The following is a 25,313-nucleotide window of genomic DNA, read 5'->3' on the forward strand; positions in this document are numbered from 1 at the left end:
GGTGGGATGAAAGAGCGGGTCGTCTTGGGGGACGGCCCAATCGCGTCGCCGGGGCGAAAGTGCCCGGAGAGCTTGAGCGGCCCTCTCGGACTTTCTCGTCCCGGCATAGCGCGTCACCCAGCACCCGGTACGGACCCGTGGGGGGATCCGATCCGGGGGACGGGAGCGCCCCGCGCCGGACCCGTGGGGGGATCTAGCGCGGGGCGCTTCTTCATGCTCCGCGAACTGTGCGCCGCGGCGTCGGCGGCGGTATGCACCGCCGCTTGCCGCGCCGCCTGTGGCCTGCGGTCAGCGGGACTCGACCGGAAGGTAGTCCCGCAGCTCGACGCCCGTGTAGATCTGCCGCGGGCGGCCGATACGGGATCCGGGCTCCTTGATCATCTCGTGCCACTGCGCGATCCAGCCGGGAAGCCGGCCGAGCGCGAAGAGCACCGTGAACATGGTGGTCGGGAAGCCCATGGCCCGGTAGATCAGACCCGTGTAGAAGTCCACGTTCGGGTAGAGCTTGCGCGAGACGAAGTAGTCGTCGCTGAGCGCGTGCTCCTCGAGCTTGAGCGCGATGTCCAGCAGCTCGTCGGACTTGCCGAGAGCCGAGAGGACGTCGTGCGCCGCGGCCTTGATGATCTTCGCCCGGGGGTCGAAGTTCTTGTAGACGCGGTGCCCGAAGCCCATGAGCTTCACGCCGTCTTCCTTGTTCTTCACCTTGCGGATGAAGGCGTCGACGTCGCCGCCGTCGTTCTTGATGCCCTCGAGCATCTCCAGCACCGACTGGTTGGCGCCGCCGTGCAGCGGGCCCCACAGGGCGCTGATGCCGGCCGAGATCGAGGCGAACTGGTTCGCCTGCGAGGAGCCGACCAGCCGGACCGTCGAGGTCGAACAGTTCTGCTCGTGGTCCGCGTGCAGGATCAGGAGCTTGTCGAGCGCACCCACCACGACCGGGTTGAGCTTGTACTCCTCGGCCGGAACCGAGAAGGTCATGCGCAGGAAGTTCTCGACGTAGCCGAGATCGTTGCGCGGGTAGACCACCGGCTGGCCGACGGACTTCTTGAACGCGTAGGCCGCGATCGTCGGCAGCTTGGCGAGCAGCCGGATCGTGGACAGGTGGCGCTGCTCCGGGTCGAACGGGTTGTGGCTGTCCTGGTAGAACGTCGACAGCGCGCTGACCACGGACGACAGCATCGCCATCGGGTGGGCGTCGCGCGGGAAGCCGTCGTAGAACCGTTTGACGTCCTCGTGCAGCAGCGTGTGCTGAGTAATTTCACCCTTGAAGGTGGAAAGTTCATCGACGGTCGGGAGCTCACCGTTGATCAACAGATACGCGGTCTCGATAAAGCTGCCACGTTCGGCCAGCTGTTCGATGGGGTAACCGCGGTAGCGAAGGATGCCCTCTTCACCGTCAAGGAAAGTGATCGCGGACTTGTAGGCCGCGGTGTTGCCGTATCCGCTGTCCAGGGTGACCAGACCGGTGTCGGCGCGCAGCTTGCCGATGTCGAAGCCCTTGTCGCCGACAGTGCTGTCGACCACCGGGTAGCTGTGCTCGCTGTCCCCGTACCGCAGTACTACAGAGTTGTCGCTCACGTCATTCCCTCACCGACGGTTTTGCCTCTTCTTCGAGGTGCCCTGACTAGGTCCACTGTCCCCCATTTGGCACTGGCGCGTGCACTCGGGGTCGGCCATAGGGCCGAAACATGGCACGGAGTGCCTATTTCGCGCCCTGAGCGAGCCGGTGATCGAGGGCGGTGAAGCGCCGACCGGCCGAGACGGTGCGTACCGCCTGGGCTATCGCCTTGCGCGACCCGACCAGAACCACCAGGCGTTTCGCCCTGGTAACAGCCGTATACAACAGGTTCCGCTGCAACATCATCCATGCCCCCGTGGTGACCGGGATCACCACGGCCGGGTACTCGCTGCCCTGGGAGCGGTGGATCGTCACGGCGTACGCGTGGGACAGCTCGTCCAGCTCGTCGAAGTCGTACGGAATCTCTTCGTCCTCATCCGTGAGCACGGTGAGCTTCTGTTCCACGGTGTCGAGCGCGGTGACCACCCCGACCGTGCCGTTGAAGACGCCGTTCTCCCCCTTCTCGTAGTTGTTGCGGATCTGGGTGACCTTGTCGCCGACGCGGAACGTCCGGCCGCCGAACCTGCGCTCCGGGACATCCGGCCGGGCCGGGGTGATGGCCTGCTGGAGGAGGCCGTTCAGCGCGCCGGCGCCGGCCGGGCCCCGGTGCATGGGCGCGAGCACCTGGATGTCGCGGCGCGGGTCGAGGCCGAACTTGGCAGGGATCCGCCGGGCCGCCACCTCCACCGTCAACCGCCCCGTCTCCTCGGTGTCCTCTTCCGGGAAGAGGAAGAAGTCGGGCAGCCCCTGGGTGATCGGCGGGACTCCCGAATTGATCCGGTGGGCGTTGGTCACCACACCGGACTGCTGGGCCTGGCGGAAGATCCGGGTGAGCCGCACCGCCGGGACCGGGCTGCCCGGGGCCAGCAGATCCCGCAGCACCTCGCCCGCGCCGACGCTCGGCAGCTGGTCCACATCCCCGACGAACAACAGGTGCGCGCCCGGCGGCACCGCCTTGGCCAGCTTGTTCGCCAGCAGCAGGTCCAGCATCGAGGCCTCGTCCACGACCACCAGGTCCGCGTCCAGCGGCCGGTCCTTGTCGTAGGCCGCGTCACCGCCGGGCTTGAGCTCCAGCAGCCGGTGCACGGTCGACGCCTCCATGCCCGTCAGCTCAGCCAGCCGTTTGGCGGCGCGGCCGGTCGGCGCGGCCAGCACTACTTTGGCCTTCTTCGCCTGCGCCAGAGTCACCACGGAACGCACGGTGAACGACTTGCCGCAGCCGGGGCCGCCGGTGAGCACCGCGACCCTTTCGGTCAGCGCCAGCCGCACCGCCTGCTGCTGCTCGGGCGCCAGATCCGCGCCCGTGCGGCCGGCCAGCCAGGACAGGGCCTTGTCCCACTGGACGTCCTGGAACAGCGGCATCCGGTCCTCCGGCCCGCGCAGCAGCCTGAGCAGCTGGCCGGCCAGCGAGATCTCCGCCCGGTGGAACGGCACCAGGTACACGGCCCGCACCGGATCGCCGCCCTCCGGATCCGGCACGGACTCCCGGACCACGCCCTCCTCGCCCACCAGTTCCGCGAGGCAGTCGATCACCAGTCCGGCGTCCACCTGCAGCAGCTTCACGGAGTCGGAGAGCAGCTGTTCCTCGGGCAGGAAGCAGTTCCCGCTGTCGGTGGCCTGCGACAGCGCGTACTGGAGCCCTGCCTTCACCCGCTCCGGGCTGTCATGGGGTATCCCCACCGCCTGGGCGATCCGGTCGGCGGTCAGGAATCCGATGCCCCACACATCGGCGGCCAGCCGGTAGGGCTGGTTCTTCACCACGGAGATCGACGCGTCCCCGTAGTTCTTGTAGATGCGCACCGCGATGGACGTGGACACCCCCACTCCCTGGAGGAAGACCATCACCTCCTTGATCGCCTTCTGCTCCTCCCAGGCGACTGCGATCATCCTGGTCCGCTTCGGCCCGAGCCCCGGCACTTCGATCAGCCGTTTCGGTGCCCCCTCGATGACGTCCAGGGTCTCGGTGCCGAAGTGCTCCACGATCCGGTCGGCGATCTTGGGCCCGATCCCCTTGATCAGCCCCGAACCGAGGTATCGGCGGATGCCCTGGATCGTCGCGGGCAGGACGGTCGTGTAGTTCTCCACGGTGAACTGCTTGCCGTACTGCGGATGGGAGCCCCAACGGCCCTCCATGCGCAGCGATTCGCCCGGCTGCGCGCCCAACAGGGCGCCGACCACGGTCAGCAGATCGCCGGCGCCGCGGCCCGTGTCGACCCGCGCGACCGTGTAGCCGTTGTCCTCATTGGCATAGGTGATCCGCTCCAGGACGGCTTCGAGCACGGCGAGTCGCGCGTCCCCCATGGCCCGGCCTCCCCTCCCCCAGCGGCGCTCCGCGACTGCCCAGCGGCTGCCCGGCTGCTGCTCGTCGGCGATCTGGTCCGAAGGTACCGCCTGCCCCCGACACTCCGGGTACGCCTGTGGACAACCGCGGCGCCCCGCTGCGACGGCGCCCTGGACGCCGCCGGGCACCCCGTGGACAACCTCATCGTCTACGCGTCCCTGCGCTAGGCCCGCACAGCTCACGGACCGCCCTAACGCGTTCGGCCGACCATCACGGGCCCCGGACCGCCTTCGCGCGTAGCGTCCGGAGTATGAGCGACCAACCGCTGCAGAACGAAGTGCTGTCCGAACTCGGCGACGACCAGATCCAGGAGATCGCCGGAGTGCTGGGCACGGATCCGGAATCGGCCCGGAAGCTCGTGGGGACCTCGGTCACCTCGCTGACCGGTGTCCTCACCGACGACGCGGTCACCCCGGGCGGCACCGCGGAACTCAGCCAGGCGCTGGAACAAGCCGCCACAGAACCCGAGCCGCCGGCCGGAGCCGCCGGCTTCGCCGGGCTCGGCGGACCGGCCTCCGTGGCGGGCGGCGGCATGCTGGTCGCCGTACTGCGCAAGGTGACGGCGCCGACCGCCCGAGCCGTGTCGAAGAAGACCGGTCTGCCGGTCGCGGCCGTCGCCGGGGCGCTCGAACTCGTCATCCCCGTGGTGGCGACCGTGCTCGCCAAGCGGGCGCGGTCCAAGAGATGAGCCCTGCGAGCACGCGGGGACGGTGACCCGTCCCCGGACAGACGAAAGGGGTCCGGCGTGAGCCGGACCCCTTTGCGTTTCCCCCCAGTACCCCCGAAGCCCCCCTCGGGCGCATATCACTACCTCAGTTCCCCGAACCCCTCCCGGGAACCTTGATGCCTATAAGACCGACCACCCCCCAGAAGGGTTGTACGCCCGACAGAATTAATTTGAAGATTCTTCAGAGCACGTGTTCGCGGTACCGGCGGGCGATCTCCGCGACCACTTCGGCGCCGTCCCGCGCCCACAGGGCGGGGTTGAAGATCTCCACCTCCACAGCGCCCGAATACCCGGCCGCGTCGACCTGCTCACGGAATCCGCGCAGGTCAACGCAGCCGTCACCGAGCTGACCGCGCCCCAGCAGCACGCCCTCGGGCAGCGGGGTGACCCAGTCCGCGAGCTGGAAGGCCGCGATCCTGCCGGCCGCGCCGGCGCGGGCGATCTGCGCCGGGACCCGGTCGTCCCACCACAGGTGGTAGGTGTCCACGACGACCCCGACCCGCTCGGCGGGGAAGCGCTCCGCGATGTCCAGTGCCTGGCCGAGCGTGGAGACGACGCAGCGGTCCGACGCGTACATCGGGTGCAGCGGCTCGATCGCCAGGCACACCGACCGCTCGGCGGCGTACGGAGCCAGCTCGGCCAGTGCGTCGGCGACCCGCTCCCGTGCGGCCGCGATATCGCGCTCTCCTGATGGCAGCCCGCCCGAAACCAGCACCAGGGTGCCGGTTTCCAGGACGGCCGCCTCGTCGATCGCGGCCCGGTTGTCGTCCATCGCCGTGCGCCGGGCGACCGGATCGCTCGCGGTGAAGAAGCCGCCGCGGCACAAGGACGTCACCTCGAGGCCGGTTTCCCGCATCAGACGGGCGGCCCGCTCGACGCCGTACTCCTGCACCGGCGCGCGCCAGAGGCCCACGCCGGGGACTCCGAGCCCGGCGCAACCCGCCGCCAGCTCGGGCAGCGACCACTGCTTGACGGTCTCCTGGTTGATGCTCAGCCGCGCCAGATCACCGGCCGTCGCGCCGACAGCGGTCACAGGGCCGGCGGTCGTACGGCCCTGGCGTCCGCTGTCGGGGCTCCCGCTGCCGGCGGTCCTACGGTCCGCGCTCATGCGGCGACCCCGTGGATGACGAGCAGTTGCCGCATCCGGGCCTCGGCCAGCGCCGGGTCGGGGAACAGGCCGAGACCGTCGGCCAGTTCGTAGGCGCGCGCGAGATGCGGGAGGGAGCGGGCCGACTGCAGACCGCCCACCATGGTGAAGTGCGACTGGTGGCCCGCCAGCCAGGCCAGGAACACCACACCGGTCTTGTAGTAGCGCGTCGGAGCGCCGAACAGGTGCCGGGACAACGCGACGGTCGGGTCGAGAAGCGCCCGGAAGCCGGCCGCGTCCCCGGTGTCCAGGGTGCGGACGGCGGCAGCGGCGAGCGGCGCCAGCGGATCGAAGATGCCGAGCAGCGCATGGCTGAAGCCCTGCTCGTCGCCCTCGATCAGCTCGGGATAGTTGAAGTCGTCGCCGGTGTAGCAGCGCACGCCCTGGGGCAGCCTGCGGCGCAGTTCCACCTCACGCCGGGCGTCGAGCAGCGACACCTTGATGCCGTCGACCTTGTCGGGGTGGGCGGCGATGACGTCCAGGAACGTCTCCGTGGCCGCGTCGAGGTCCTCGCTGCCCCAGTAGCCGGCCAGCGCGGGGTCGAACATCGGACCGAGCCAGTGCAGAACGACCGGTTCCGCGGACTGGCGCAGCAGGTGGCCGTAGACCTCGACGTAGTCGTCAGGGGTCCTGGCCAGGGCCGCCAGCGCGCGGGACGCCATGAGGACGGCCTGCGATCCGGACTCCTCCACGACGGCCAGCTGCTCCTCGTAGGCGGCGGCCACCTCGGTGAGCGTCCGGGCGGGCGCGACGAGTTGGTCCGTGCCGACGCCGCAGGCGATGCGGCCTCCGGTGGCCCGGGCCTCGGCGGAGGAGCGGCGGATCAGTTCGGCCGCGGCCGCCCAGTCCAGACCCATGCCGCGCTGGGCGGTGTCCATCGCCTCGGCGACACCCAGACCCTGTGACCACAGGTGGCGGCGGAAGGCGAGGGTGGCGTCCCAGTCGATGGCCGCCGGTTCGCCGGCGGCGCTGCGCCAGGGGTCGGCGACGACGTGCGCGGCCGAGTAGACGACCCGGCTGCGCAGTTCGCCGCCCAAGGCGTGGACCACCGGCTCGGAACGCGGCACATAGGAACGTAGTTCCCCGGTGGAGCTGGGGAGCTCGATCGCTGCCCGGCCGCTCACAGGGACAGCTCCGGGACGTCGAGGCGCCGGCCCTCGGCGGACGACTTCAGGCCCAGTTCGGCGAGCTGGACGCCGCGCGCGCCGGCCAGCAGGTCCCACTGCCAGGGCTCGCCGAGCACGACGTGGCGCAGGAACAGCTCCCACTGGCTCTTGAATCCGTTGGTGAACTCGGCGTTGTCCGGAACTGCCTGCCACTGGTCGCGGAAGGGCTCGGTGACCGGAAGGTCGGGGTTCCAGACCGGCTTGGGGGTGGCGGAGCGGTGCTGCACCCGGCAGTCCCGCAGGCCCGCGACGGCCGAGCCGTGCGTGCCGTCGACCTGGAACTCCACCAGTTCGTCGCGGTTGACGCGCACCGTCCAGGAGGAGTTGATCTGGGCGATGGCACCGCCGTCGAGCTGGAAGATGCCGTACGCGGCGTCGTCGGCGGTCGCGTCGTACGGCTTGCCGTCCTCGTCCCAGCGCCGCGGGATGTGGGTGGCGGTCAGCGCCTGAACGGTGCGGACCCGTCCGAACAGCTCGTGGAGCACGTACTCCCAGTGCGGGAACATGTCGACGACGATGCCGCCGCCGTCCTGCGAACGGTAGTTCCAGGAGGGCCGCTGAGCGCTCTGCCAGTCGCCCTCGAAGACCCAGTAGCCGAACTCGCCGCGGATGGAGAGGATCTGTCCGAAGAAGCCGCCGTCGATGAGCCGCTTGAGCTTGAGCAGGCCGGGGAGGAAGAGCTTGTCCTGGACCACGCCGTGCTTGACGCCGGCGGCGGTGGCGAGCCGGGCCAGCTCCAGGGCGCTGTCCAGGGACGTCGCGGTGGGCTTCTCGCAGTAGATGTGCTTTCCGGCGGCGATGGCCTTGCGCACCGACTCCTCGCGGGCCGAGGTGACCTGCGCGTCGAAGTAGATCTCGACGGTCGGGTCGGCCAGGACGGCGTCGAGGTCGGTGGAGATGTGCTCCAGCCCGTGCCGGTCCGCCATCGCGCGCAGCGCGTGCTCCCGACGGCCGACGAGGACCGGCTCGGGCCACAGCGTCGTGCCGTCCCCGAGGTCGAGTCCGCCCTGCTCGCGCAGGCTCAGGATCGAGCGGACGAGGTGCTGGCGGTAGCCCATGCGGCCCGTGACGCCGTTCATGGCGATCCGCACTGTCCTGCGTGTCACGTTGGGTCCTCCCCTTCGGCCGCTACCGCCCGTCAAGCGATAGCAAGCGCTTTCTTCTCTGGCACGCTAGCCGGAAGCGGGCCGATCCGACAAGGTGAGAACATGTCCGGCAACGGGCGGTGCGGTCCCGGGACGGGCCAGTAGGAGGTACGGACGCAGATGGCAGTGACCCTCGCCGATGTCGCGGCGCGCGCCGGGGTGTCGTCCGCGACCGTCTCGCGCGTCCTCAATGGCAACTACCCGGTCGCGGGCAGCACGCGCGAACGCGTTCAGCGGGCCGTCGAAGACCTGGACTATGTGGTCAACGGGCAGGCCAGAGGTCTGGCAGCCGCCACCTCCGACCTGGTCGGGGTACTCGTCAACGACGTCGCGGACCCGTTCTTCGGGCTGATCGCGAGCGCCGTCCAGGCCGAGATCAGCGACCCGTCCGCGCCCGGCGGCGGCAAGCTCGCGGTGGTCTGCAACACCGGCGGCTCCCCCGAGGCCGAACTCACGTACCTCACCTTGCTGGAACGCCAGCGTGCGGCCGGCGTGGTGATCACCGGGGGCGCGGTCGAGGGCGCGGAGCACAGCGCGGCGGTCGCCGCCCGGCTCGCCCGGCTCGCGGAGTCCGGCACGCGGATCGTGCTGTGCGGACGGCCTCCGCTGGAGCCGGCCACGGGGATCCCCGTGGCGACCGTCGCGTTCGACAACCGGGGCGGCGCGCGGAGGCTGACCGAGCACCTGCTCTCCCTCGGCCACCGCCGGATCGGGTACGTCGCGGGTCCCGCCGACCGCACCACCACCCGGCACCGGCTGGAGGGCCACCGGGCGGCACTGGCGGACCACGATCTGCCGTCCACCGGTCCCGCCGTCGACCGGCTCACGGTGCACGGCTCGTACGACCGCTCCTCCGGCTATGACGCGGCGCTGGAACTCCTGCGCAGGGAACCCGCGCTGACCGCCGTCATCGCCGCCAACGACACCGTCGCGCTCGGCGTGTGCGCGGCTGTGCGCGACCAGGGGCTGAGCATTCCGGACGACGTCTCGGTGGCGGGGTTCGACGATCTCCCGTTCAGCGTGGACACCGCGCCGGCCCTGACGACGGTCCGGATTCCGCTGCAGGAGGCGGGCGCCCGGGCCGGCCGCCTCGTCATGGGGCGCCAGGCCCCGCCGCCCGGCGGCCTCGCGACGATCCGTACCGAGCTGATGGTGCGGGCGTCCACGGCACGGCCGCGGGCCGGCTCCGCCTGAACCGTGGGCCGAGGGGTTCGCGGGACGCCCGGAAGGCCGCCGTGCGAGGGTCGCGGGATTCCGCAGGGCCGTTCACAGGGGCGTTCGCAGAGGAGTCGGGAAGTTATCCACAGGCCTTTTCGTGGCGTCCTCGTCGACTTACCTTTGACTCAGGCAAAGGAATTTCGAGGGTGAATGCCGAGGTGCTCCCATGGCCGTGCAAGAGATCCGTGCCTTCAACCGCTTCTACACCAACCTCATCGGCGCGCTGGACTACAGCCGCCATCTGCATACTCCCTACACGCTGACCGAAGCGCGGGTGCTGTACGAGCTGGCGCACTCCCGGCGGACCGACGCCGCCGACCTCCGGGTGGAACTCTCGCTCGACGCCGGGCATTTGAGCCGCATGCTGTCGAAGTTCGAACAGGACCAGCTGGTCACGCGCGCGCCGTCCGAGCAGGACGCCCGGCGGCAGCGCATAGAGCTGACCCCGCAGGGCCGGGAGGCTGCCACCCTGCTGGAGAAGCGGGCGGAGGACGCCGTCGGGTCGCTGCTCAGCGATGTGCCCGAGGAGGACCGCCCGCGGCTGGCCGAGGCCATGCGCACCGTCCGGGAGATACTGCGCGACGACCGCCGGCCGGCCCCGGCCCGGATCGAACTGCGCGGACCGAACCCCGGCGACCTGGGATGGGTGATCCAGCGGAACGCGGCGGTGTACGCGGCCGAGTTCGGCTGGAACAGCGAGTACGAAGCGCTGGTGGCCCGCATCGTGGCGGACTTCGCCGCCGATCCGGATCCCGGGTGCGAGGCGCTGTGGATGGCGGAGCTCGACGGCGTGCCGGCCGGCTGTGTGTTCTGCGTCCGTGACGATGCGCCCGGCGTAGCGCGGCTGCGGTTGCTTCTGGTGGAACCGGGTGCGCGCGGTCATCGGATAGGCGACCGGCTGGTGGAGCGCTGCATATCCTTCGCCCGCGACGCCGGGTACCGCGAGCTGGTGCTGTGGACGAACGATGTACTGGGGGCGGCCCGGAAGATCTACCAGCGGGCCGGCTTCGAACTCGTCGCGGAGAAGCCGCATCACAGCTTCGGCAAGGACCTCGTGGGACAGGACTGGCGCCTGGCGCTTTAGGCCGGATCGCGGCGGCACGCGCCGAGAGCGCCGTGGGAGGTTGACCATGCCCGGCGTGGTGCCTAGTGTCCGCCGGATGAAGCTCGCGTTCTCCACACTCGGCGTCCCCGCACTCCCCATCGAGCAGGTCGTCCGTCTCGCCGCTGAGCATGGTTTCCACGGTGTGGAGATCCGGGCCAACGCCGAGGAACCCGTCCACACCGGCCTGTCGGCGGCGGAACGGAGCGCGGTCGTGGCCGAGTTCGAGAAGTCGGGGGTGGAGATCCTGACAGTGGCGGCCTACGCCAAGGTCGCCGCGCCGGGTGACGACGAGCCGGTACTGACGGACCTTCGGGCCAACCTGGCCCTCGCGGCCGATCTGGGGGCCCCGTTCGTGCGGGTCTTCCCCGGCGGTGGGGAACTGCCGGCGGCGGAGGCCGACCTGTACGCCGCACGGCGCCTCGCGGCGGTCGCACCGGACGCCGCCCGCCTCGGAGTGAAGGTGCTGCTCGAGACGCACGACTCGCACCCGACCGGGGCGGACGCGGCCCGGATCCTGGGGCTGGTCGGGCACGGCAGTGTGGGCGCGATCTGGGATGTGATGCACACCTGGCGCGGTGGTGAGCAGCCGTCCGAGACCTACCCCGTACTCGCCCCGCACCTGGGGTATGTGCAGGTCAAGGACATCGCCTCGGCCGAGGACACCACTCCGCTGCCGCTCGGGGCGGGTGTGCTGCCGCTGGCGGAGACGGTGGAGGTGCTGAGCCGGGGGGACTGGGACGGCTGGCTGTGCTGGGAGTACGAGAAGCGCTGGTACCCGCAGGCCGCGGATCTTCCGGAGCTGCTGTCACCGGCCCGGCAGCATCTGTCCCGGCTGCTCGCCAACTCGGCATGACACCGGGGCCGGCCGTGCGCCGGTCGCGGGGCGGCCCGTACGGGGCCGCGCCATGCCAGGAAGAGAGTGCGCGGAGTCGGTCCATGCCAGGGGCGATCCGTGCGCTTTCGGCCAAACGGCGCATCACACACTGCCCGGTGACCTCGGCCGACCCGACGATGGAGCCATGTTCAGCCACCGCACGGAACCGGTCGTGGAATCCGCCCGTCCAAGCCACATGCTGCTGATGAAGCTCCGTAGAGCCGTGTCGGTCGCGGTGCTGGCCGCGTCGCTGACCGCCCTGTCCACCGGCTGTGGCCAGGACCGGCCCACCACCGGTGCGCCACCCTCCGACAGTGCCGGGGGCGACCACAGCCCCACCACCTCGGCGACGGGGGTTCCGCCGTCGACCGGTGGTTCTCCGTCGGGCAGTCCGTCGTCCGCCGGTACCGCGACCACACCCGTCCAGTCCGGGGCCCACGGGATCGAGTCCCGGGCCGTGTACCTCTCCGCCGGGGTGCACCGGCCACCCGCGGTGCACTCGGTGGTCAACAGCGAACTCGAGCTGTCCCGCTTCCCGAGCTGGTTCGCGGGGTCCGATCCGACGGCGGCCCGCGAGATCGCCCAGCGCGCCCAGAAGACCGACTTCTCGCGCAATGTGCTGGTGGGCTGGGTGGAGACCACCGGCTGCAGCCAGGCCACCGGGGCCGTGCTGCTCGCCAGTGGCGACCGGCTGACGCTCGGGGTCATCCAGCCGAAGCCCCAGCCGGAATGCCTCGTCGCCTATCAGGTCACGGTGGTCTTCGAGGTGCCGCGCGACCGTATGCCGAAGCATCCGGTGTTCGGGACGGGAGGTGCGGCGGCCACCGCGCCCGGCCCCGGTACGACGGTGGCGTTCACGCACCTCGAGGGCGGGACCGCCCAGGGTCAGGGGCCCAAGGGCTCGGAAGTGACCCAGCCCGCCCAGCTGAACGCCTATCTGGCGGGTCTGCCCGCCGCCGGCGCCTCCGCCGTACGGGCACAGCTGGCCGCGCATCCGCTGAAGAGTGGTGAACGGCGCTTCGGATTCAAGCTGTCCGGTTGCCGGCCCACCGGCGCCGCGCTCCTCATCACTCCCGAGGGGCGGGTATCGGCGTCGCCGACCGGAGGCGAGAACCTCCGCTGCATCCGGCCCGAGATCTACGCGGCGGTGCTGGCCGTCCCGGTGAATGTGCTGCCGACTCGCGTCACAGCCATTGACTGACGAAAACTTTCCGGCTATCCGTTTCAACTGAAGAAAACTTTCAGCGTGCTCTTCTCCTCCAGCCGGAAGGAGTTCGACATGCACCACCAGCCATCCCGCCGCACCGTTCTCGCCACCGCGGCCGCCAGCGCCGTCACGGCGGGCGCCTTCGCCGCCGGCGTCCCGTCGGCCCAGGCCGCCGTCCCGGACCGCAGGCTCATCCGCGCGATCATCGCGCGGATGAGCCGGGCGGAGAAGGTCGGCCAGCTCTTCGTGATGCGGGTCTACGGCCATTCCGCCACCGACCCCGACCCCGTGGACGTCGCGTCCAACCAGAGCGAGATGGGCGTCTCCGACGCCGCCGAACTGATCGCCAAGTACCACCTCGGCGGCATCATCTACTTCAGCTGGGCCCACAACACCCGGGACCCGCACCAGATCGCCGACCTCTCCAACGGCATCCAGCGCGCCGGGCTGGCCCATGGGACTCCGATCCCGCTGCTGATCTCCACCGATCAGGAGCAGGGTGCGGTCGCCCGGATCGGCTCCCCCGCAACGCTCTTCCCCGGCGGGATGGCGCTCGGCGCCGACGGCGATCCGCACGACGCCCGCGCAGCGGCCCATGTCGTCGGCACCGAGCTCGGCGCCATGGGCGTCAACCAGAACTTCTCTCCGGTCTCCGACGTGAACATCGATCCTGCCAACCCCGTGATCGGCGTACGGTCCTTCGGCGCCGATCCGCAGGCTGTCGCCGCCCTGGCGGCGGCCCAGGTCAAGGGGTACCAGGGGGCCGGCATCGCCTCCACCGCCAAGCATTTCCCCGGCCACGGCGACACCGGCACCGACAGCCATTTCGACCTGCCCGTCATCACCCACTCGCTGGACGAGTGGCGGCGGATCGACGCCCCGCCGTTCCGTGCCGCGATCGCCGCCGGGATCGACTCGATCATGACGGCCCACATCCTGGTTCCCGCGCTCGACGACTCGGGGAACCCCGCCACCCTCTCCCGCCCCATCCTCACCGGGATCCTCCGGGAGGAACTCGGCTACGACGGTGTCGTGATCACCGATTCGCTCGGCATGGCCGGTGTGCGGCAGAAGTACGGCGACGACCGGGTGCCCGTGCTCGCCCTGAAGGCCGGCGCCGACCAGTTGCTGAACCCGCCGCTCCTCGACGTCGCCTGGAACGCGGTACTCGACGCCCTGACGTCCGGGGAGATCACCGATCAGCGGATCGACGAGTCCCTCGTCCGGATCCTGGAACTCAAGGCCCGCAGGGGCCTGTTCCGCAATCCGTATGTCACGCATCAGGGCGTCGACCGGGCGGTCGGCATCCGGTCGCACCTCACGACCGCCGACCGGATCACCGGCCGTACCGTCACCCTGCTCTCCAACCCCTCCCGGATCCTGCCGCTGCCGCGCCGCGCCCATCGGAACCTGCTCGTGGTCGGCGCGGATCCGGCCGCGCCGTCCGGCACCGGTGGCCCGCCGACCTCGGTCCTCGCCAAGGCGCTCACCGACCTCGGCCACCCCGCGCAGGCGCTGCCCACCGGCACCGCGCCCGGCCAGGCCGTCATCGACGAGGCCGTCGCGGCCGCCCGCGGCAAGGACGGCGTCGTCATCGGCACGTACAACGTCACGGCGGCCGCGGCCGGCCAGATCGCCCTGGTGGAGGCGCTGGTGGCCACCGGCGTCCCCATCGTCCAGATCGCCCTCCGCAATCCGTACGACATCGCGTGGCTCGGCGGCGTCGCGGCCGGGATCGCCATGTACGGCTGGACCGATGTGTCGATGCGCGCGGTGGCCCGGGTCATCGCCGGCAGGGCGGCTCCGACGGGCCGGCTGCCGGTCGCGGTGCCGCGCGCCGACGATCCGGAACAGACGCTCTATCCGATCGGACACGGGCTGAAATACCGGTAGCCGAGGCCCCCGGAGAACACATCGGGTCAGGTGTCGGGCGGTCCGGGAAGGTGCCGGGCCAACCCGGAGCCGGCGGGCCCTCCCCTCCGCCGGTTCCACCCCCTACCCTGACGTATGGGTGCATGTTGCGCGGGGGAAGCCTAGGGGGGCCATCATGCGCGGGTACGGCCATTTCGGATCGTTTCTGCACACCGCGGTGGTCTCGGCCGCCGTGGTTTTCGCGCTCGCCCTCCTCACCGCGCTCGCGGCCTGCACACCGTTCCGGGGGACGGCGGGCGGCGGTTCGGGGGCGGGATCGGCCGCCCCTTCACCGGCGCTGACGCCCGCGGGCACGGATACGGCGTTCCTCGCGGAGGGCGCGTGTGCGCAGAGCGATCCGCTGGGCTCGTACCGGGAGGTGGCGTGCTCGGACCCGAACGCCATCGCCGAGGTCACGGTCCGGTTCTACGGTCCGCTGCCGGATGCGTCATCGCCGGCGGCGGCGCCGACCGCCGCCCAGGGGACCTCGACGGTCCCGACGGTGCGGGCGGGAGACCGCTGTCCGGAGACGACGGACTTCGTCCTGTCCGTGCCGTCCGGCCGGTCGCCGGGGTACGCCTGCATGCGCAAACGCGACGGCCCGCACCCCGGCGACCCGGGGGCGGGCGGTGGTCCGCGCACCATCGTCGGCGACTGCGTCTACACCGCGGGTGCCGGCCAGGTGAAGGAGACGGCCTGTGACCGTTCCAGCCGGAACAAGCCCGGGTACCGGGTGGATGTGATCGCACCTGATCGCGCGCAATGCCCGCCGGGAACGGCTCTGTTCGTGAGCGTCGGGCCGGCGGGCGTCGGATGCGCCCGCCGGCTGTGAACCGCGTCCTTGCTCAGATCACGTCCGGGACCGGGACCCGCGCTACAGCGGGTGGCGCTCCATGACGTCGTTCGGTACGTCGAGCTTCGCGTCGAACGAGGGGGCGAGCGTCGTGGCCGGGGTGACGCCCGCCCACTTCAGCACCTCGGCGGTCGCCTTGGCGTTGTCCGCGGGCTTGAGCGCGGCGATGTTCGCGCCGTGATTGGCACCGGGCGCCCACATCACGAAGGAGTCCTTCGCGCCCTTCCCGAGCCGGAACGGTTCTGCACCCCAGGGGTCGTTCGTTCCGTACACGAACAGCATCCGCTGGGCGTGGTGCTGCACCCAGTTGTCCACGTCGGGCATCGCCCACGGCTTGAAGGTCATCGGGATGGACCGCGGCACGTACGAGCGCGGCTGGTAGATGCCGGGGTAGCGCAACAGCCCCTTGAGGTGCGGGGTCGCGAAGGTGGGCGCGCCGAGCTGGGTGCCGGCCTGGTAGTAGTACGGCGTGTAGTACTCCAGCCCTTGGTCGGTGTAGAAGTCGAAGCCGGAGATGGTGTCGATGAAGCTGTACAGCTCATCGGTGGTCGCGGTCGGCTTGGGGACGGTCGGGCACTCCGACTCCAGGTGGTACTGCCAGAACGCCCACACCAGGTCCAGCACGACGTTCTCGTACGCCTTGTCGGCGCTGCCCACGGTGGTGAAGGTCAGCGCGTTGTCGTCGGCGTACTTCTGGTAGCGGGCGACGATCTCGTCGCGGCGTACCAGCGCCTCGCGCTGCACGGCGTTGAGCGCCGCACGGCAGTCCGCGTTGCCGACGGTCTTGAAGAACTCCGTGTAGGCCGAGTCCTCCTTGTTGACCACGTCATTGGGCGCGACGTAGGCGACCGTGCCGTCCATGTCGTTCGGGTAGAAGCGGCGGAAGTAGGTGGCGGTCATGCCGCCCTTGCTGCCGCCGGTGTCGATCCAGTTCCGGTGGTAAATGCGGTCCAGCGCCTGGAAGATCCGGTGCTGGTCGCTGGCCGCCTGCCAGATGTCGAGCTTGGACCAGTCGGCCGGCTCGGTGGGACGGGACGGTGTGAAGAACCGGTATTCCATGGAGACCTGGTTGCCGTCGATGAGCCGGGTCGGCTCCGAACGGCTCGCGTTGGTGGAGAGCCCGTAGCCGGAGGTGAAGAAGACCGTCGGGCGGTCGGTCGCCTTGTGGAGCACCGTCAGCCGCTGCTGGAAGGTGCCCTTCCAGGGGCGGAGGTGGTCGATGGGCTGGGTGTAGTTGAGAACGAAGTACCGGTAGCCGGTGACCGGCTTCTCCTCGATGAGGGTCATCCCGGGTATCGCCAGGATGCGGTCCTTGATATCCGCGCTCGCCGAATCGACACGGGCCGAATCCGAACGAGCCGAATTCGCACCGGTCGAATCCGCGGCGGTGGCCGTCCCCGTCGCACCGGCCCCGACCGCACCGGTCGCGCCGACGAGCAGCATCAGTGACAGCAGCCATCTGAGCGCCTTACGCATGCACCCTCCCCTGGGTTCACGGACGTTGCCGCGAACCTAGGGGAGCGGGAGTCTTACCACCAGAGGGCGTTGGGACGGTGAAATATCAGGCGGCGGCCCGTACTTCACCGACGAATGTGCGCCACAACCGGGCGTATCGCCCGTCCGCGGCGAGCAGTTCGTCATGCGTGCCGTCCTCGATGACGCGGCCGTGGTCGAGCACGACGACACGGTCGGCGCGCGAGGCCGTGGTCAGCCGGTGCGCGACGACGAGCGTGGTGCGCCGCACCGCCAGCCGGTCGGCGGCCTGGTTGACCAGTCCTTCCGTGGCGAGGTCGAGCGCGGCCGTCGCCTCGTCCAGCAGCAGGATGTCGGGATCGACGAGCTCGGCCCGGGCCAGGGCTATCAGCTGCCGCTGTCCCGCGGACAGGTTGCGGCCGCGCTCGCTGACCCGGTGCAGATAGCCGCCGTCGAGCGTCGCGATCATCTCGTGCGCACCGACCGCCCGGGCCGCGGCCTCGACCTCCGCGTCCGTCGCGTCCATCCGTCCGTAGGCGATGGAGTCGCGCACCGTTCCGGCGAACAGGTACGGCTCCTGCGGTACGACGCCCAGCCGCTGCCGGTAGGCCGTCATGTCGAGTTCGCGGATGTCGGTGCCGTCGACGAGGACGCCGCCGCCGGTCGGGTCGTAGAACCGGGCGACCAGCTTGACCAGCGTGGACTTGCCCGCGCCCGTCTCGCCGACGAAGGCGACCGTCTGCCCGGCCGGGATGCGCAGGTCCACGCCGCTCAGCGCCTCGGCGCCGTCCCCGTACCGGAAGTGCACGTCCTTGAAGGTGATCTCGCCGCGCAGCGACGGGACGGCCAGCGGCCGGGCCGCGGCCGGGGTGGTGCTCGGCACCCGCAGCAGTTCACGGATCCGGCCGAGCGACACCGACGCCTGCTGGTAGCCGTCGAAGACCTGCGACAGCTGCTGCACCGGCGCGAAGAACAGATCGATGTAGAGCAGGTACGCGACGAGCGCGCCCGCGGTCAGCGTCCCCGCGCCGACCCGCTGGGCGCCGACGATCAGCACCAGCGCGGCCGCACCGCTGGACAGCAACTGCACGAACGGGAAGTACACCGAGATCAGGAACTGTCCGCGCACCCGGGCCTCGCGGTACGCGCTGCTGCGCTCCGCGAACCGGACGGCGCCGACGCGCTCCCGGCGGAACGCCTGCACGATGCGCAGCCCGGCGACGTTCTCCTGGAGGTCCGCGTTGACGACGCCGACGCGTTCACGGGCCAGTTCGTAGGCCCGGACCGACTTGCGCCGGAACACCCAGGTGGCCAGCACGAGCGGCGGGAGGGTCGCGAAGACCAGCAGCGCCAGCTGGACGTCCAGGGCGAGCAGCGCGACCAGGATGCCGAAGAAGGTGAGCACGCTGACCAGGGCGGTGACCAGTCCGGTCTGCAGGAATGTCGACAAAGCGTCGACGTCCGTGGTCATCCGCGTCATGATCCGGCCGGTCAGCTCACGCTCGTAGTAGTCGAGCCCGAGCCGGTGCAGATGCGAGAAGATCTTCACCCGCAGTGTGTAGAGGACGCGCTCGCCGGTCCTGCCGGTCAGCCGCGCCGAACCCCACTGCGCCGCCCACTGCACGACGACGATCACCAGGCCGGCGGCCGAGGCAACCCAGACCGCGCCGAGCGCGGCCTCCCGGACACCGGAGTCGATGCCGTGCCTGATCAGCACCGGCAGCATCAGCCCGGCGATGGCGTCCGCCGCCACCAGTAGCAGGCTGAGCAGCAGCGGGACGCGGAAGCCGCGCAGCAGGCTGCGCAGCCCGAACTCCTCGTCGACGATGCGGGCCTGCGCCTCGTCCACGTCGGGGGTGTCGTTGGCGGGTGGCAGCGCCGCCACCTTCGCGAGCAGGTCGGGCGAGGCCGGCATCCCGGCCATCGCGGCGGCCATGCCGGCGGGTCCACCCGCCGCCGGGACGACGGGCGCCGGGGCGGCGCCGTTCTCACGTGCCTTGCCCTCGGCGGTCCCGTCCGCGGGGTGCGACTCCCTGAGCCACAGCGCCGCGGTCACTCCGTCGGACACCTTGGACCCGTTGATCCCGCCAGTTCCGTTGAACCTGTCGGACCCGTTGAACCTGTCGGACCCGTCGAACGTCTCGAACCGATCGGGCCCGTCGGACCCTTCGGATCCGGATCCGGATGCGGTGACGGTGGCGGTGCGCTCCGCCAGCCCGGTCGCGGCGCCCTCGCCCGACCAGGCGGCGGCGAGCACACCGGCCGGGTCGGCGGTGACGACGTCCGCGCCGAGCGCGTCCGGGTCGGTGAGCAGCTTGCGGAAGAGCGCGGAGCGCTCCTCCAGTTCGTCATGGGTGCCGATGTCCGCCAGCCGGCCGTCCTCCAGGACGGCGATCCGGTCGGCGAGCGCCAGCGTCGAGCGGCGGTGGGCGATGAGCAGTGTCGTCCGGCCGGTCACGACCTCGCGCAGCGCGTCGAAGATCTCCGCCTCGACCTGGGCGTCGACCGCCGAGGTCGCGTCGTCCAGGAGCAGCAGCCGCGGGTCGGTCAGGATCGCGCGGGCGAGGGCGACGCGCTGCCGCTGGCCGCCGGACAGGGTCAGGCCCTGCTCGCCGACCACGGTGTCGTAGCCCTCGGGGAGCGCCTCGATGAACTCGTGGGCCTGCGCCGCGCGGGTCGCGGCGAGCACCTGCTCATCGGTGGCGTCCGGGTGTCCGTAGGCGATGTTGGAGCGGACGGTGTCGGAGAACAGGAAGCTGTCCTCGGGCACCATGCCGATGGCGCCGCGCAGCGAGTCGAAGGTGAGGTCGCGGACGTCCTCTCCGCCGATCCGCACCGCGCCGCCGGTGGCGTCGTAGAAGCGCGGCAGCAGCAGCGAGACGGTGGACTTCCCGGAGCCCGAGGCGCCGACGACGGCGACGGTCTCACCGGGCTCGACGCGCAGCGAGAAGTCGGCCAGCACCGGCCGCTCGGGGTCGTAGCCGAAGGTGACGTGGTCGAACTCGACGGTGGCCGCGCCGTCGGGCAGCGTCCGGGTGCCCTCCTCCAGCGTCGGTTCGGTGTCGATCAGTTCCAGGACGCGTTCGACGCCGGCCCGTGCCTGCTGTCCGACGGTCAGCATCATGGTCAGCATCCGGACCGGGCCGGTGAGCTGCGCGAGGTAGGTGGAGAACGCGACGAACGTGCCGAGCGTGATCTGCCCGCGGGTCGCCATCCATCCGCCGAGCGCCAGCATGCCCACCTGGCCGATCGAGGGCACGGCCTGGAGGGCCGGGCTGTAGCGCGCGTTCAGCCGGATCGTGCGGAGCCGGCCGGCGAACAGCTTCTTGCTGACGCCCTCCAGCTTGTCCATCTCCTGCTGCTCCTGGCCGAAGCCCTTCACCACGCGGACGCCGGTGACGGACCCGTCGACGATGCCCGCGACGGCCGCGGCCTGCCCCTGGGCGTACCAGGTGGCGGGGAAGAGCCGCTTGCGGCTGCGGTCGGCGATGAACCAGAGGGCGGGGGCGACGGCCAGCGCGACGAGGGTGAGGAGCGGGGAGAGGGTGAGCATCACGATCAGGGACAGCACGAACAGCAGCACGTTGCCGATCATCATCGGCAGCATGAAGAGCAGGCCCTGGATGAGCTGCAGGTCGCTGGTGGCCCTGCCGACCACCTGGCCGGTGTCGAGCTCGTCCTGCCGCCGGCCGTCCAGCCGGGTCAGCGAGCGGAACATGTCGCTGCGCAGGTCGTGCTGCACATCGAGGGCGAGCCGGCCGCCGTAGAAGCGCCGCACATACGTCAGGACGTAGACGGCGACGGCCGCGACCACCAGCACGATCGCCCAGGGCAGCAGCGGACGGTCGTGCGCGAGCACCACGTCGTCGATGATCAGCTTCGGCACCAGCGGAACGAGCGCGGTGACGGCCATCCCGCCCAGTGACGCGCCCAACGCCAGCAGTACGTTGCGGCGGTACCGCCAGCAATAGCCGACCAACCGCCGCAACCAGCCCTGCTCCGGCTCAACCTTCGCCGATGTCACCCGGGTCCTCCCACTGATCCACGACTACCCGACGCTGCAACGCGCTGGCGTGCGAATTTCATCCTGCAGCAACAAACCGCAGCCAAAGAGGGGCCAAGGTCTCACTCTTCTCGGGCGATGGACCTAAGCCTTGCTGGAGCCGGGCGGCCCGCCCCTGGCGGAGCGGGGGCCCGGTCAGCTCCCTATGAGATGGGTGGGGGCGAACATCCGCAGGTGCGCCGGGAGGACGACGACGGAGGGGCCCGGGGCGGCCAGCGCCGCGGCGAGGTCGTCGCGGAGGGTGCCGGGCGTGGTGGCGGTGGCCGGGACCCCGAACGACTCGGCGAGGGCGACGAAGTCCGGGCGCGCCAGCTCGGTGGCGGTCGCCTGGCCGAAGGCGTCGGTCATGTACTCGCGGAGGATGCCGTAGCCGCCGTCGTCCACGATGAGCCAGGTGACGGGCAGGCCGTACTGCCGCGCGGTGGCCAGCTCGGCGATGGAGTACATGGCTCCGCCGTCCCCCGAGACGGCCAGGACCGGCCGTGCGGGATCGGCGGCGGCCGCGCCGAGGGCGGCGGGGAAGCCGTAGCCGAGGCCGCCGGCGCCCTGCGCCGAGTGCATGGTGTTGGGGTGCCGGGCGTCGAAGGCTGACCAGGCCCAGTAGCCGAGGATCGTCATGTCCCAGCAGCTGGGCGAGGTGTCGGGCAGGGCGTCGCGGACCGCGGCCAGCAACTGCTGCTCCAGGCCCAGGTCCTGGCCGGCGATCCGGTCACCGACGAGGGCCAGCACTTCGGCGACGGCCTTGGCGGCCTCCTCGTCCGGGCGCGGCACCGTCAGGTCGCACAGGGCGGCCAGCGAGAGCCGGGCGTCGCCGTGGATGCCCAGGGCGGGGTGGTTGGACTCCAGTTTCCCGAGGTCCGCCTCGATCTGGATCACCCGGCCGCGGGGGCGGAACGTGTGGTAGTTCGAGGAGAGTTCGCCGAGGCCGGAGCCGACGACGAGCAGCACGTCGGCGGCTTCGAGGAAGTCGGTGGTGTGCCGGTCCTCGATCCAGGACTGCAGCGACAGCGGGTGCTCCCAGGGGAACGCGCCCTTGCCGCCGAACGTCGAGGCGACCGGGGCGTCGAGCTGCTCGGCCAGCGCGAGGAGCTCAGCGGCCGCGCCGGACCGTACGACGCCGCCGCCGGCCAGGATGACCGGCCGCTGTGCCCCGGACAGCAGCCGGGCCGCCTCGGTGATCAGCTCGGCGCGCGGCTCCAGCGGGCGGGGCACCGCACGCAGTGCGGTGACGGGCGGGACGCCGGTGTCGGCGAGCAGCACGTCCTGCGGGATCTCCACCCACACCGGTCCGTACGGCGCGGTGAGCGCTGACTCCCAGGCCTCGGCGAGGGCCGAGGGGATCTGCGAGGCGGTGCGGACCGTGTGCACGGACTTGACCACGTCCCGGAACGACGCCTTCTGGTCGCGCAGTTCATGCAGATAGCCGTGGCGTCCGCCGCCGAGTCCGGCGGTCGGGACCTGGCTGCTGATGGCGAGCACCGGCGCGGAGGCGGCGGCGGACTCCTGGAGCGCGGCGAGCGTCATCAGCGCGCCGGGGCCGGTGGAGACCAGCAGCGGGGCGACTCCGCCGGTGACCCGGGCGTACGCGTCGGCGGCGAAGCCCGCGTTGTTCTCGACGCGCAGCCCCACGTAGGTGAGCGTCGAGCGGCGCAGCGCGTCGAAGGTGCCGAGGGCGTGCTGTCCCGGCAGCCCGAAGACCGTGGTCGCGCCGAGCACGGCCAGGGACTCGACGACGAGGTCGCCGCCGTTGCGGGCCGTCACTTGGCGCTCTGGCGGGCCGCGGAGATCTGCCGGGACATGATCGTGGTCAGCTCGTACGCCGTGTGGGAGGCCGCGACGGAGGTGATCTCCGCGTGGTCGTACGCGGGGGCGACCTCGACGACATCGGCGGAGACCAGGTGGCAGGAGGAGAGCCCACGGATGATCTCCAGCAGCTCCCGGGAGGTGAGGCCGCCGGCCTCCGGGGTGCCGGTGCCCGGGGCGTGCGCCGGGTCCAGGACGTCGATGTCGATGGAGATGTACAGCGGCCGGTCGCCGATGCGCTCGCGCAGCTGCTGCGCGACCTCGTCGACACCGCGGCGCATGACGTCCGCCGAGGTGACGATGCCGAAGCCCATCTTCTCGTCGTCGTCCAGGTCCTTCTTGCCGTACAGCGGGCCGCGGGTGCCGACGTGCGAGAGCGCCTCGGTGTCGAGGATGCCCTCCTCGACGGCGCGGCGGAACGGGGTGCCGTGGGTGTACTCGGCGCCGAAGTACGTGTCCCACGTGTCCAGGTGCGCGTCGAAGTGGAGCAGGGCGACAGGCCCGTGCTTGCGGGCGACCGAGCGCAGCAGCGGCAGCGCGATGGTGTGGTCGCCACCGAGGGTCATCAGGCGGGCGCCGGTGTCGAGCAGATCGTCGGCGGCGGCCTGGATGGTTTCGACGGCCTCGTTGATGTTGAACGGGTTGGCGGCGATGTCGCCCGCGTCCGCGACCTGGGCGAGCGCGAACGGCGAGGCGTCCTGCGCCGGGTTGTACGGGCGCAGCAGCCGGGAGGCCTCACGGATGGCGTTGCCGCCGAAGCGGGCGCCGGGACGGTACGAGACCCCGCTGTCGAACGGCACACCGACCACGGCGACGTCCGCGGTGCCGACCTCGTCCAGCCGGGGCAGCCGGGCGAACGTGGCGGGGCCGGCGTACCGCGGGATGCGGGACGAGTCGATCGGTCCACGCGGTTCGTTGCTGCTCATCGGGGTGCCTTCTTTCGCGTTACTCGTGGTGTTTCGGTGTGGTTCGAGTGTCCCCCGGCCCGCGGACAAGCGGGCCGGGGCTGTGGATAACTTCGGTTCGGTTCGGTCCGGGGACCGGTTCGACCCGGTGCCGGGACCCGGTTCAGCCCTGTGCGGGCACCGGTTCCGCGACGGCCGGGGCGGTGCCGCCGCGGCCCGCGAGCCGCTCGCGCCAGGCCGCCAGGACGGCCGCGTCGGTCGGCTTCGTGCCCAGGCTCACCACGGCGTACGTGACGAGCGAGGCCAGCAGGCCGTAGTAGACGGGTTCGTTCGCGAGGATGCCGTACCACCACATCAGGCCGACGACGGAAACACCGCCGGTCACGATCGAGGCGAGCGCTCCCGCTCCGGTGCCGCGCTTCCACAGCAGACCGCCGAGGATCGGCACCAGCAACCCGCCGACCAGCAGGTTGTAGGCGACGGTGAGCGCCTGGACGACGTCGTTGAGGACGATCGCGATGGCGATCACCGCGATGCCCATGATCAGGATGAAGATGCGGTTGCCGCGCACCTCGTCGCGGTCCTCGCCCTCCTGGCCGCCGGTGACCGCGCCGCGCAGCCGCGACCAGATGTCGTTGTTGGCGACGGTCGCGCAGGCGATCAGCGCTCCGGACGAGGTCGACATGACGGCGGAGAGCGCGGCGGCGAGCACCAGGCCCCGGACGCCGACCGGCAGCGAGTCCTTGACGATGGTGGCGAACGCGTCGTCCGCCGCCCCGAGGTTCGGGTAGATCACCTTCGCGGCGGTGCCGATGACGGCGCCGGCCAGCGCGTAGACCAGGCAGTACGTCCCGGCGACCGTGCCGCCGAACCGCGCGACCCTGTCGGTGCGGGCGGTGAACACCCGCTGCCAGATGTCCTGTCCGATGAGCATGCCGAAGGTGTAGATCAGCACATAGGTGAAGATCGTCTCGCCGCCGATGCCCAGCGGGTCGAAGTACTCGGTCGGCAGCTTCGCCTTCATCGCCGAGAACCCGCCCGCCTTGACGATCGCGATCGGCAGGAGGAGCAGCAGGACGCCGATCGTCTTGACGACGAACTGCACCATGTCGGTGAGCGTGATCGACCACATGCCGCCGAGCGTCGAGTACGCGACCACGATGGTGCCGCCCAGGATGATGGCGAGGGTGCGGTCAAGGCCGAAGAGCACGTCGAAGATGGTCGCGTAGGCGATGGTCGAGGTGACGGCGAGCATCAGTGTGTACGCCCACATCACGACGCCGGAGATGACCCCGGCCTTGCCGCCGTAGCGCAGGTCGAGCATCTCAGAGACGGTGTAGACGCGCAGCCGGGAGATGCGCGCCGAGAAGAAGACGCTCAGCAGGAGCAGGCCGAGGCCGATCGCGAAGACCATCCAGGCGCCGGACAGGCCGTGCTTGTAGCCGAGGCCCACGCCGCCGATGGTCGACGCGCCGCCGAGGACGATCGCCGCCATGGTGCCGGAGTACATCGTGGGACCGAGGCGGCGGCCCGCCACGAGGAAGTCGCTCTTGGACTTGGCGCGGCGCATCCCCCACCACCCCACAGCGAGCATGCCGACCAGGTAGACGACGATCACTGCGTAGTCGACAGCCATGGGCTCTCCTCCATCCGAAGCGCTTCACTGCATGCGGGCGATTCCGGGGATGACCCTAGGTGGCCGAAAGATGTCGCTGAAGTGTACGTTTCCTCCATTCGACGTCACTCCAGTGGATGGA

At 70.8% G+C, this 25,313-nt stretch carries 17 protein-coding genes; 7 read left to right on the forward strand and 10 right to left on the reverse strand.

Features of this window, described 5'->3' with window-relative positions; translation table 11 throughout:
- Positions 1 to 288: 288 nt before the first annotated feature.
- Both LNW72_RS15565 and LNW72_RS15570 read right to left on the reverse strand, forming a co-directional pair.
- Positions 289 to 1,578 (reverse strand): citrate synthase, encoded by a 1,290-nt coding sequence (locus tag LNW72_RS15565; RefSeq protein WP_250975967.1) that lies wholly within the window; start codon positions 1,576 to 1,578, stop codon positions 289 to 291.
- Positions 1,579 to 1,702: 124 nt separating this feature from the next.
- The gene (locus tag LNW72_RS15570) at positions 1,703 to 3,919 is read right to left on the reverse strand and encodes an ATP-dependent RecD-like DNA helicase (protein ID WP_250975968.1); all 2,217 of its coding nucleotides are present in this window, start codon (positions 3,917 to 3,919) and stop codon (positions 1,703 to 1,705) included.
- Positions 3,920 to 4,209: 290 nt separating this feature from the next.
- On the opposite strand from LNW72_RS15570, the gene LNW72_RS15575 reads away from it, so the two are divergent.
- Positions 4,210 to 4,647: a DUF937 domain-containing protein gene (locus tag LNW72_RS15575; RefSeq protein ID WP_250975969.1), complete on the forward strand. Its 438-nt coding sequence runs from the start codon at positions 4,210 to 4,212 to the stop codon at positions 4,645 to 4,647.
- A gap of 220 nt (positions 4,648 to 4,867) precedes the next feature.
- Here the strand turns inward: LNW72_RS15575 and LNW72_RS15580 are convergent, their stop codons facing one another.
- From LNW72_RS15580 to LNW72_RS15590, 3 genes are read right to left on the reverse strand one after another with little or no spacing between them, the layout of a single operon-like run.
- A complete protein-coding gene (locus LNW72_RS15580) occupies positions 4,868 to 5,794 on the reverse strand; it encodes a sugar phosphate isomerase/epimerase family protein (protein WP_250975970.1) in 927 nt (308 codons plus the stop codon).
- A complete protein-coding gene (locus LNW72_RS15585) occupies positions 5,791 to 6,957 on the reverse strand; it encodes a dihydrodipicolinate synthase family protein (protein WP_250975971.1) in 1,167 nt (388 codons plus the stop codon). Before LNW72_RS15585 ends, LNW72_RS15580 begins: the two co-directional genes overlap by 4 nt.
- Entirely contained in the window at positions 6,954 to 8,105 is a 1,152-nt protein-coding gene (locus LNW72_RS15590; RefSeq protein ID WP_250975972.1) for a Gfo/Idh/MocA family protein, read from the reverse strand. The genes LNW72_RS15585 and LNW72_RS15590 overlap by 4 nt, the downstream gene beginning before the upstream one ends.
- A gap of 159 nt (positions 8,106 to 8,264) precedes the next feature.
- On the opposite strand from LNW72_RS15590, the gene LNW72_RS15595 reads away from it, so the two are divergent.
- The 6 genes from LNW72_RS15595 to LNW72_RS15620 all read left to right on the forward strand — a co-directional run bounded on the left by LNW72_RS15595 (position 8,265) and on the right by LNW72_RS15620 (position 15,291).
- The gene (locus tag LNW72_RS15595; RefSeq protein WP_250975973.1) at positions 8,265 to 9,338 is read left to right on the forward strand and encodes a LacI family DNA-binding transcriptional regulator; all 1,074 of its coding nucleotides are present in this window, start codon (positions 8,265 to 8,267) and stop codon (positions 9,336 to 9,338) included.
- Positions 9,339 to 9,528: 190 nt separating this feature from the next.
- Positions 9,529 to 10,446, forward strand: a complete 918-nt coding sequence (locus tag LNW72_RS15600) for a helix-turn-helix domain-containing GNAT family N-acetyltransferase (protein ID WP_250975974.1) — start codon at positions 9,529 to 9,531, stop codon at positions 10,444 to 10,446.
- Between the two features lie 76 nt (positions 10,447 to 10,522).
- Complete coding sequence (locus tag LNW72_RS15605) at positions 10,523 to 11,320, forward strand: sugar phosphate isomerase/epimerase family protein (protein WP_250975975.1); 798 nt, start codon at positions 10,523 to 10,525, stop codon at positions 11,318 to 11,320.
- Positions 11,321 to 11,546: 226 nt separating this feature from the next.
- Positions 11,547 to 12,542 (forward strand): hypothetical protein, encoded by a 996-nt coding sequence (locus LNW72_RS15610; RefSeq protein WP_250975976.1) that lies wholly within the window; start codon positions 11,547 to 11,549, stop codon positions 12,540 to 12,542.
- Positions 12,543 to 12,620: 78 nt separating this feature from the next.
- The gene (locus tag LNW72_RS15615; protein WP_250975977.1) at positions 12,621 to 14,441 is read left to right on the forward strand and encodes a glycoside hydrolase family 3 protein; all 1,821 of its coding nucleotides are present in this window, start codon (positions 12,621 to 12,623) and stop codon (positions 14,439 to 14,441) included.
- Between the two features lie 154 nt (positions 14,442 to 14,595).
- Positions 14,596 to 15,291: a hypothetical protein gene (locus LNW72_RS15620; protein WP_250975978.1), complete on the forward strand. Its 696-nt coding sequence runs from the start codon at positions 14,596 to 14,598 to the stop codon at positions 15,289 to 15,291.
- 42 nt (positions 15,292 to 15,333) lie between these two features.
- On the opposite strand, the gene LNW72_RS15625 is transcribed toward LNW72_RS15620, so the two are convergent.
- The 5 genes from LNW72_RS15625 to LNW72_RS15645 all read right to left on the reverse strand — a co-directional run bounded on the left by LNW72_RS15625 (position 15,334) and on the right by LNW72_RS15645 (position 25,192).
- Positions 15,334 to 16,788 carry a S28 family serine protease gene (locus LNW72_RS15625; RefSeq protein WP_250975979.1) on the reverse strand — a complete coding sequence of 485 codons (1,455 nt, stop codon included), beginning with the start codon at positions 16,786 to 16,788 and terminating at the stop codon, positions 15,334 to 15,336.
- An 85-nt stretch (positions 16,789 to 16,873) separates the two neighbouring features.
- Positions 16,874 to 20,809 (reverse strand): ABC transporter ATP-binding protein, encoded by a 3,936-nt coding sequence (locus LNW72_RS15630; RefSeq protein WP_250975980.1) that lies wholly within the window; start codon positions 20,807 to 20,809, stop codon positions 16,874 to 16,876.
- Between the two features lie 174 nt (positions 20,810 to 20,983).
- Entirely contained in the window at positions 20,984 to 22,609 is a 1,626-nt protein-coding gene (locus LNW72_RS15635; RefSeq protein WP_250975981.1) for a thiamine pyrophosphate-binding protein, read from the reverse strand.
- Positions 22,606 to 23,577 (reverse strand): agmatinase, encoded by a 972-nt coding sequence (speB, locus tag LNW72_RS15640; protein WP_138355061.1) that lies wholly within the window; start codon positions 23,575 to 23,577, stop codon positions 22,606 to 22,608. The genes LNW72_RS15635 and speB overlap by 4 nt, the downstream gene beginning before the upstream one ends.
- A gap of 142 nt (positions 23,578 to 23,719) precedes the next feature.
- On the reverse strand, positions 23,720 to 25,192 hold the full coding sequence (locus LNW72_RS15645; RefSeq protein WP_250975982.1) for a sodium:solute symporter: 1,473 nt from the start codon (positions 25,190 to 25,192) through the stop codon (positions 23,720 to 23,722).
- Positions 25,193 to 25,313: the final 121 nt, after the last annotated feature.

Source organism: Streptomyces sp. RKAG293, from assembly GCF_023701745.1.
Taxonomy (GTDB): domain Bacteria; phylum Actinomycetota; class Actinomycetes; order Streptomycetales; family Streptomycetaceae; genus Actinacidiphila.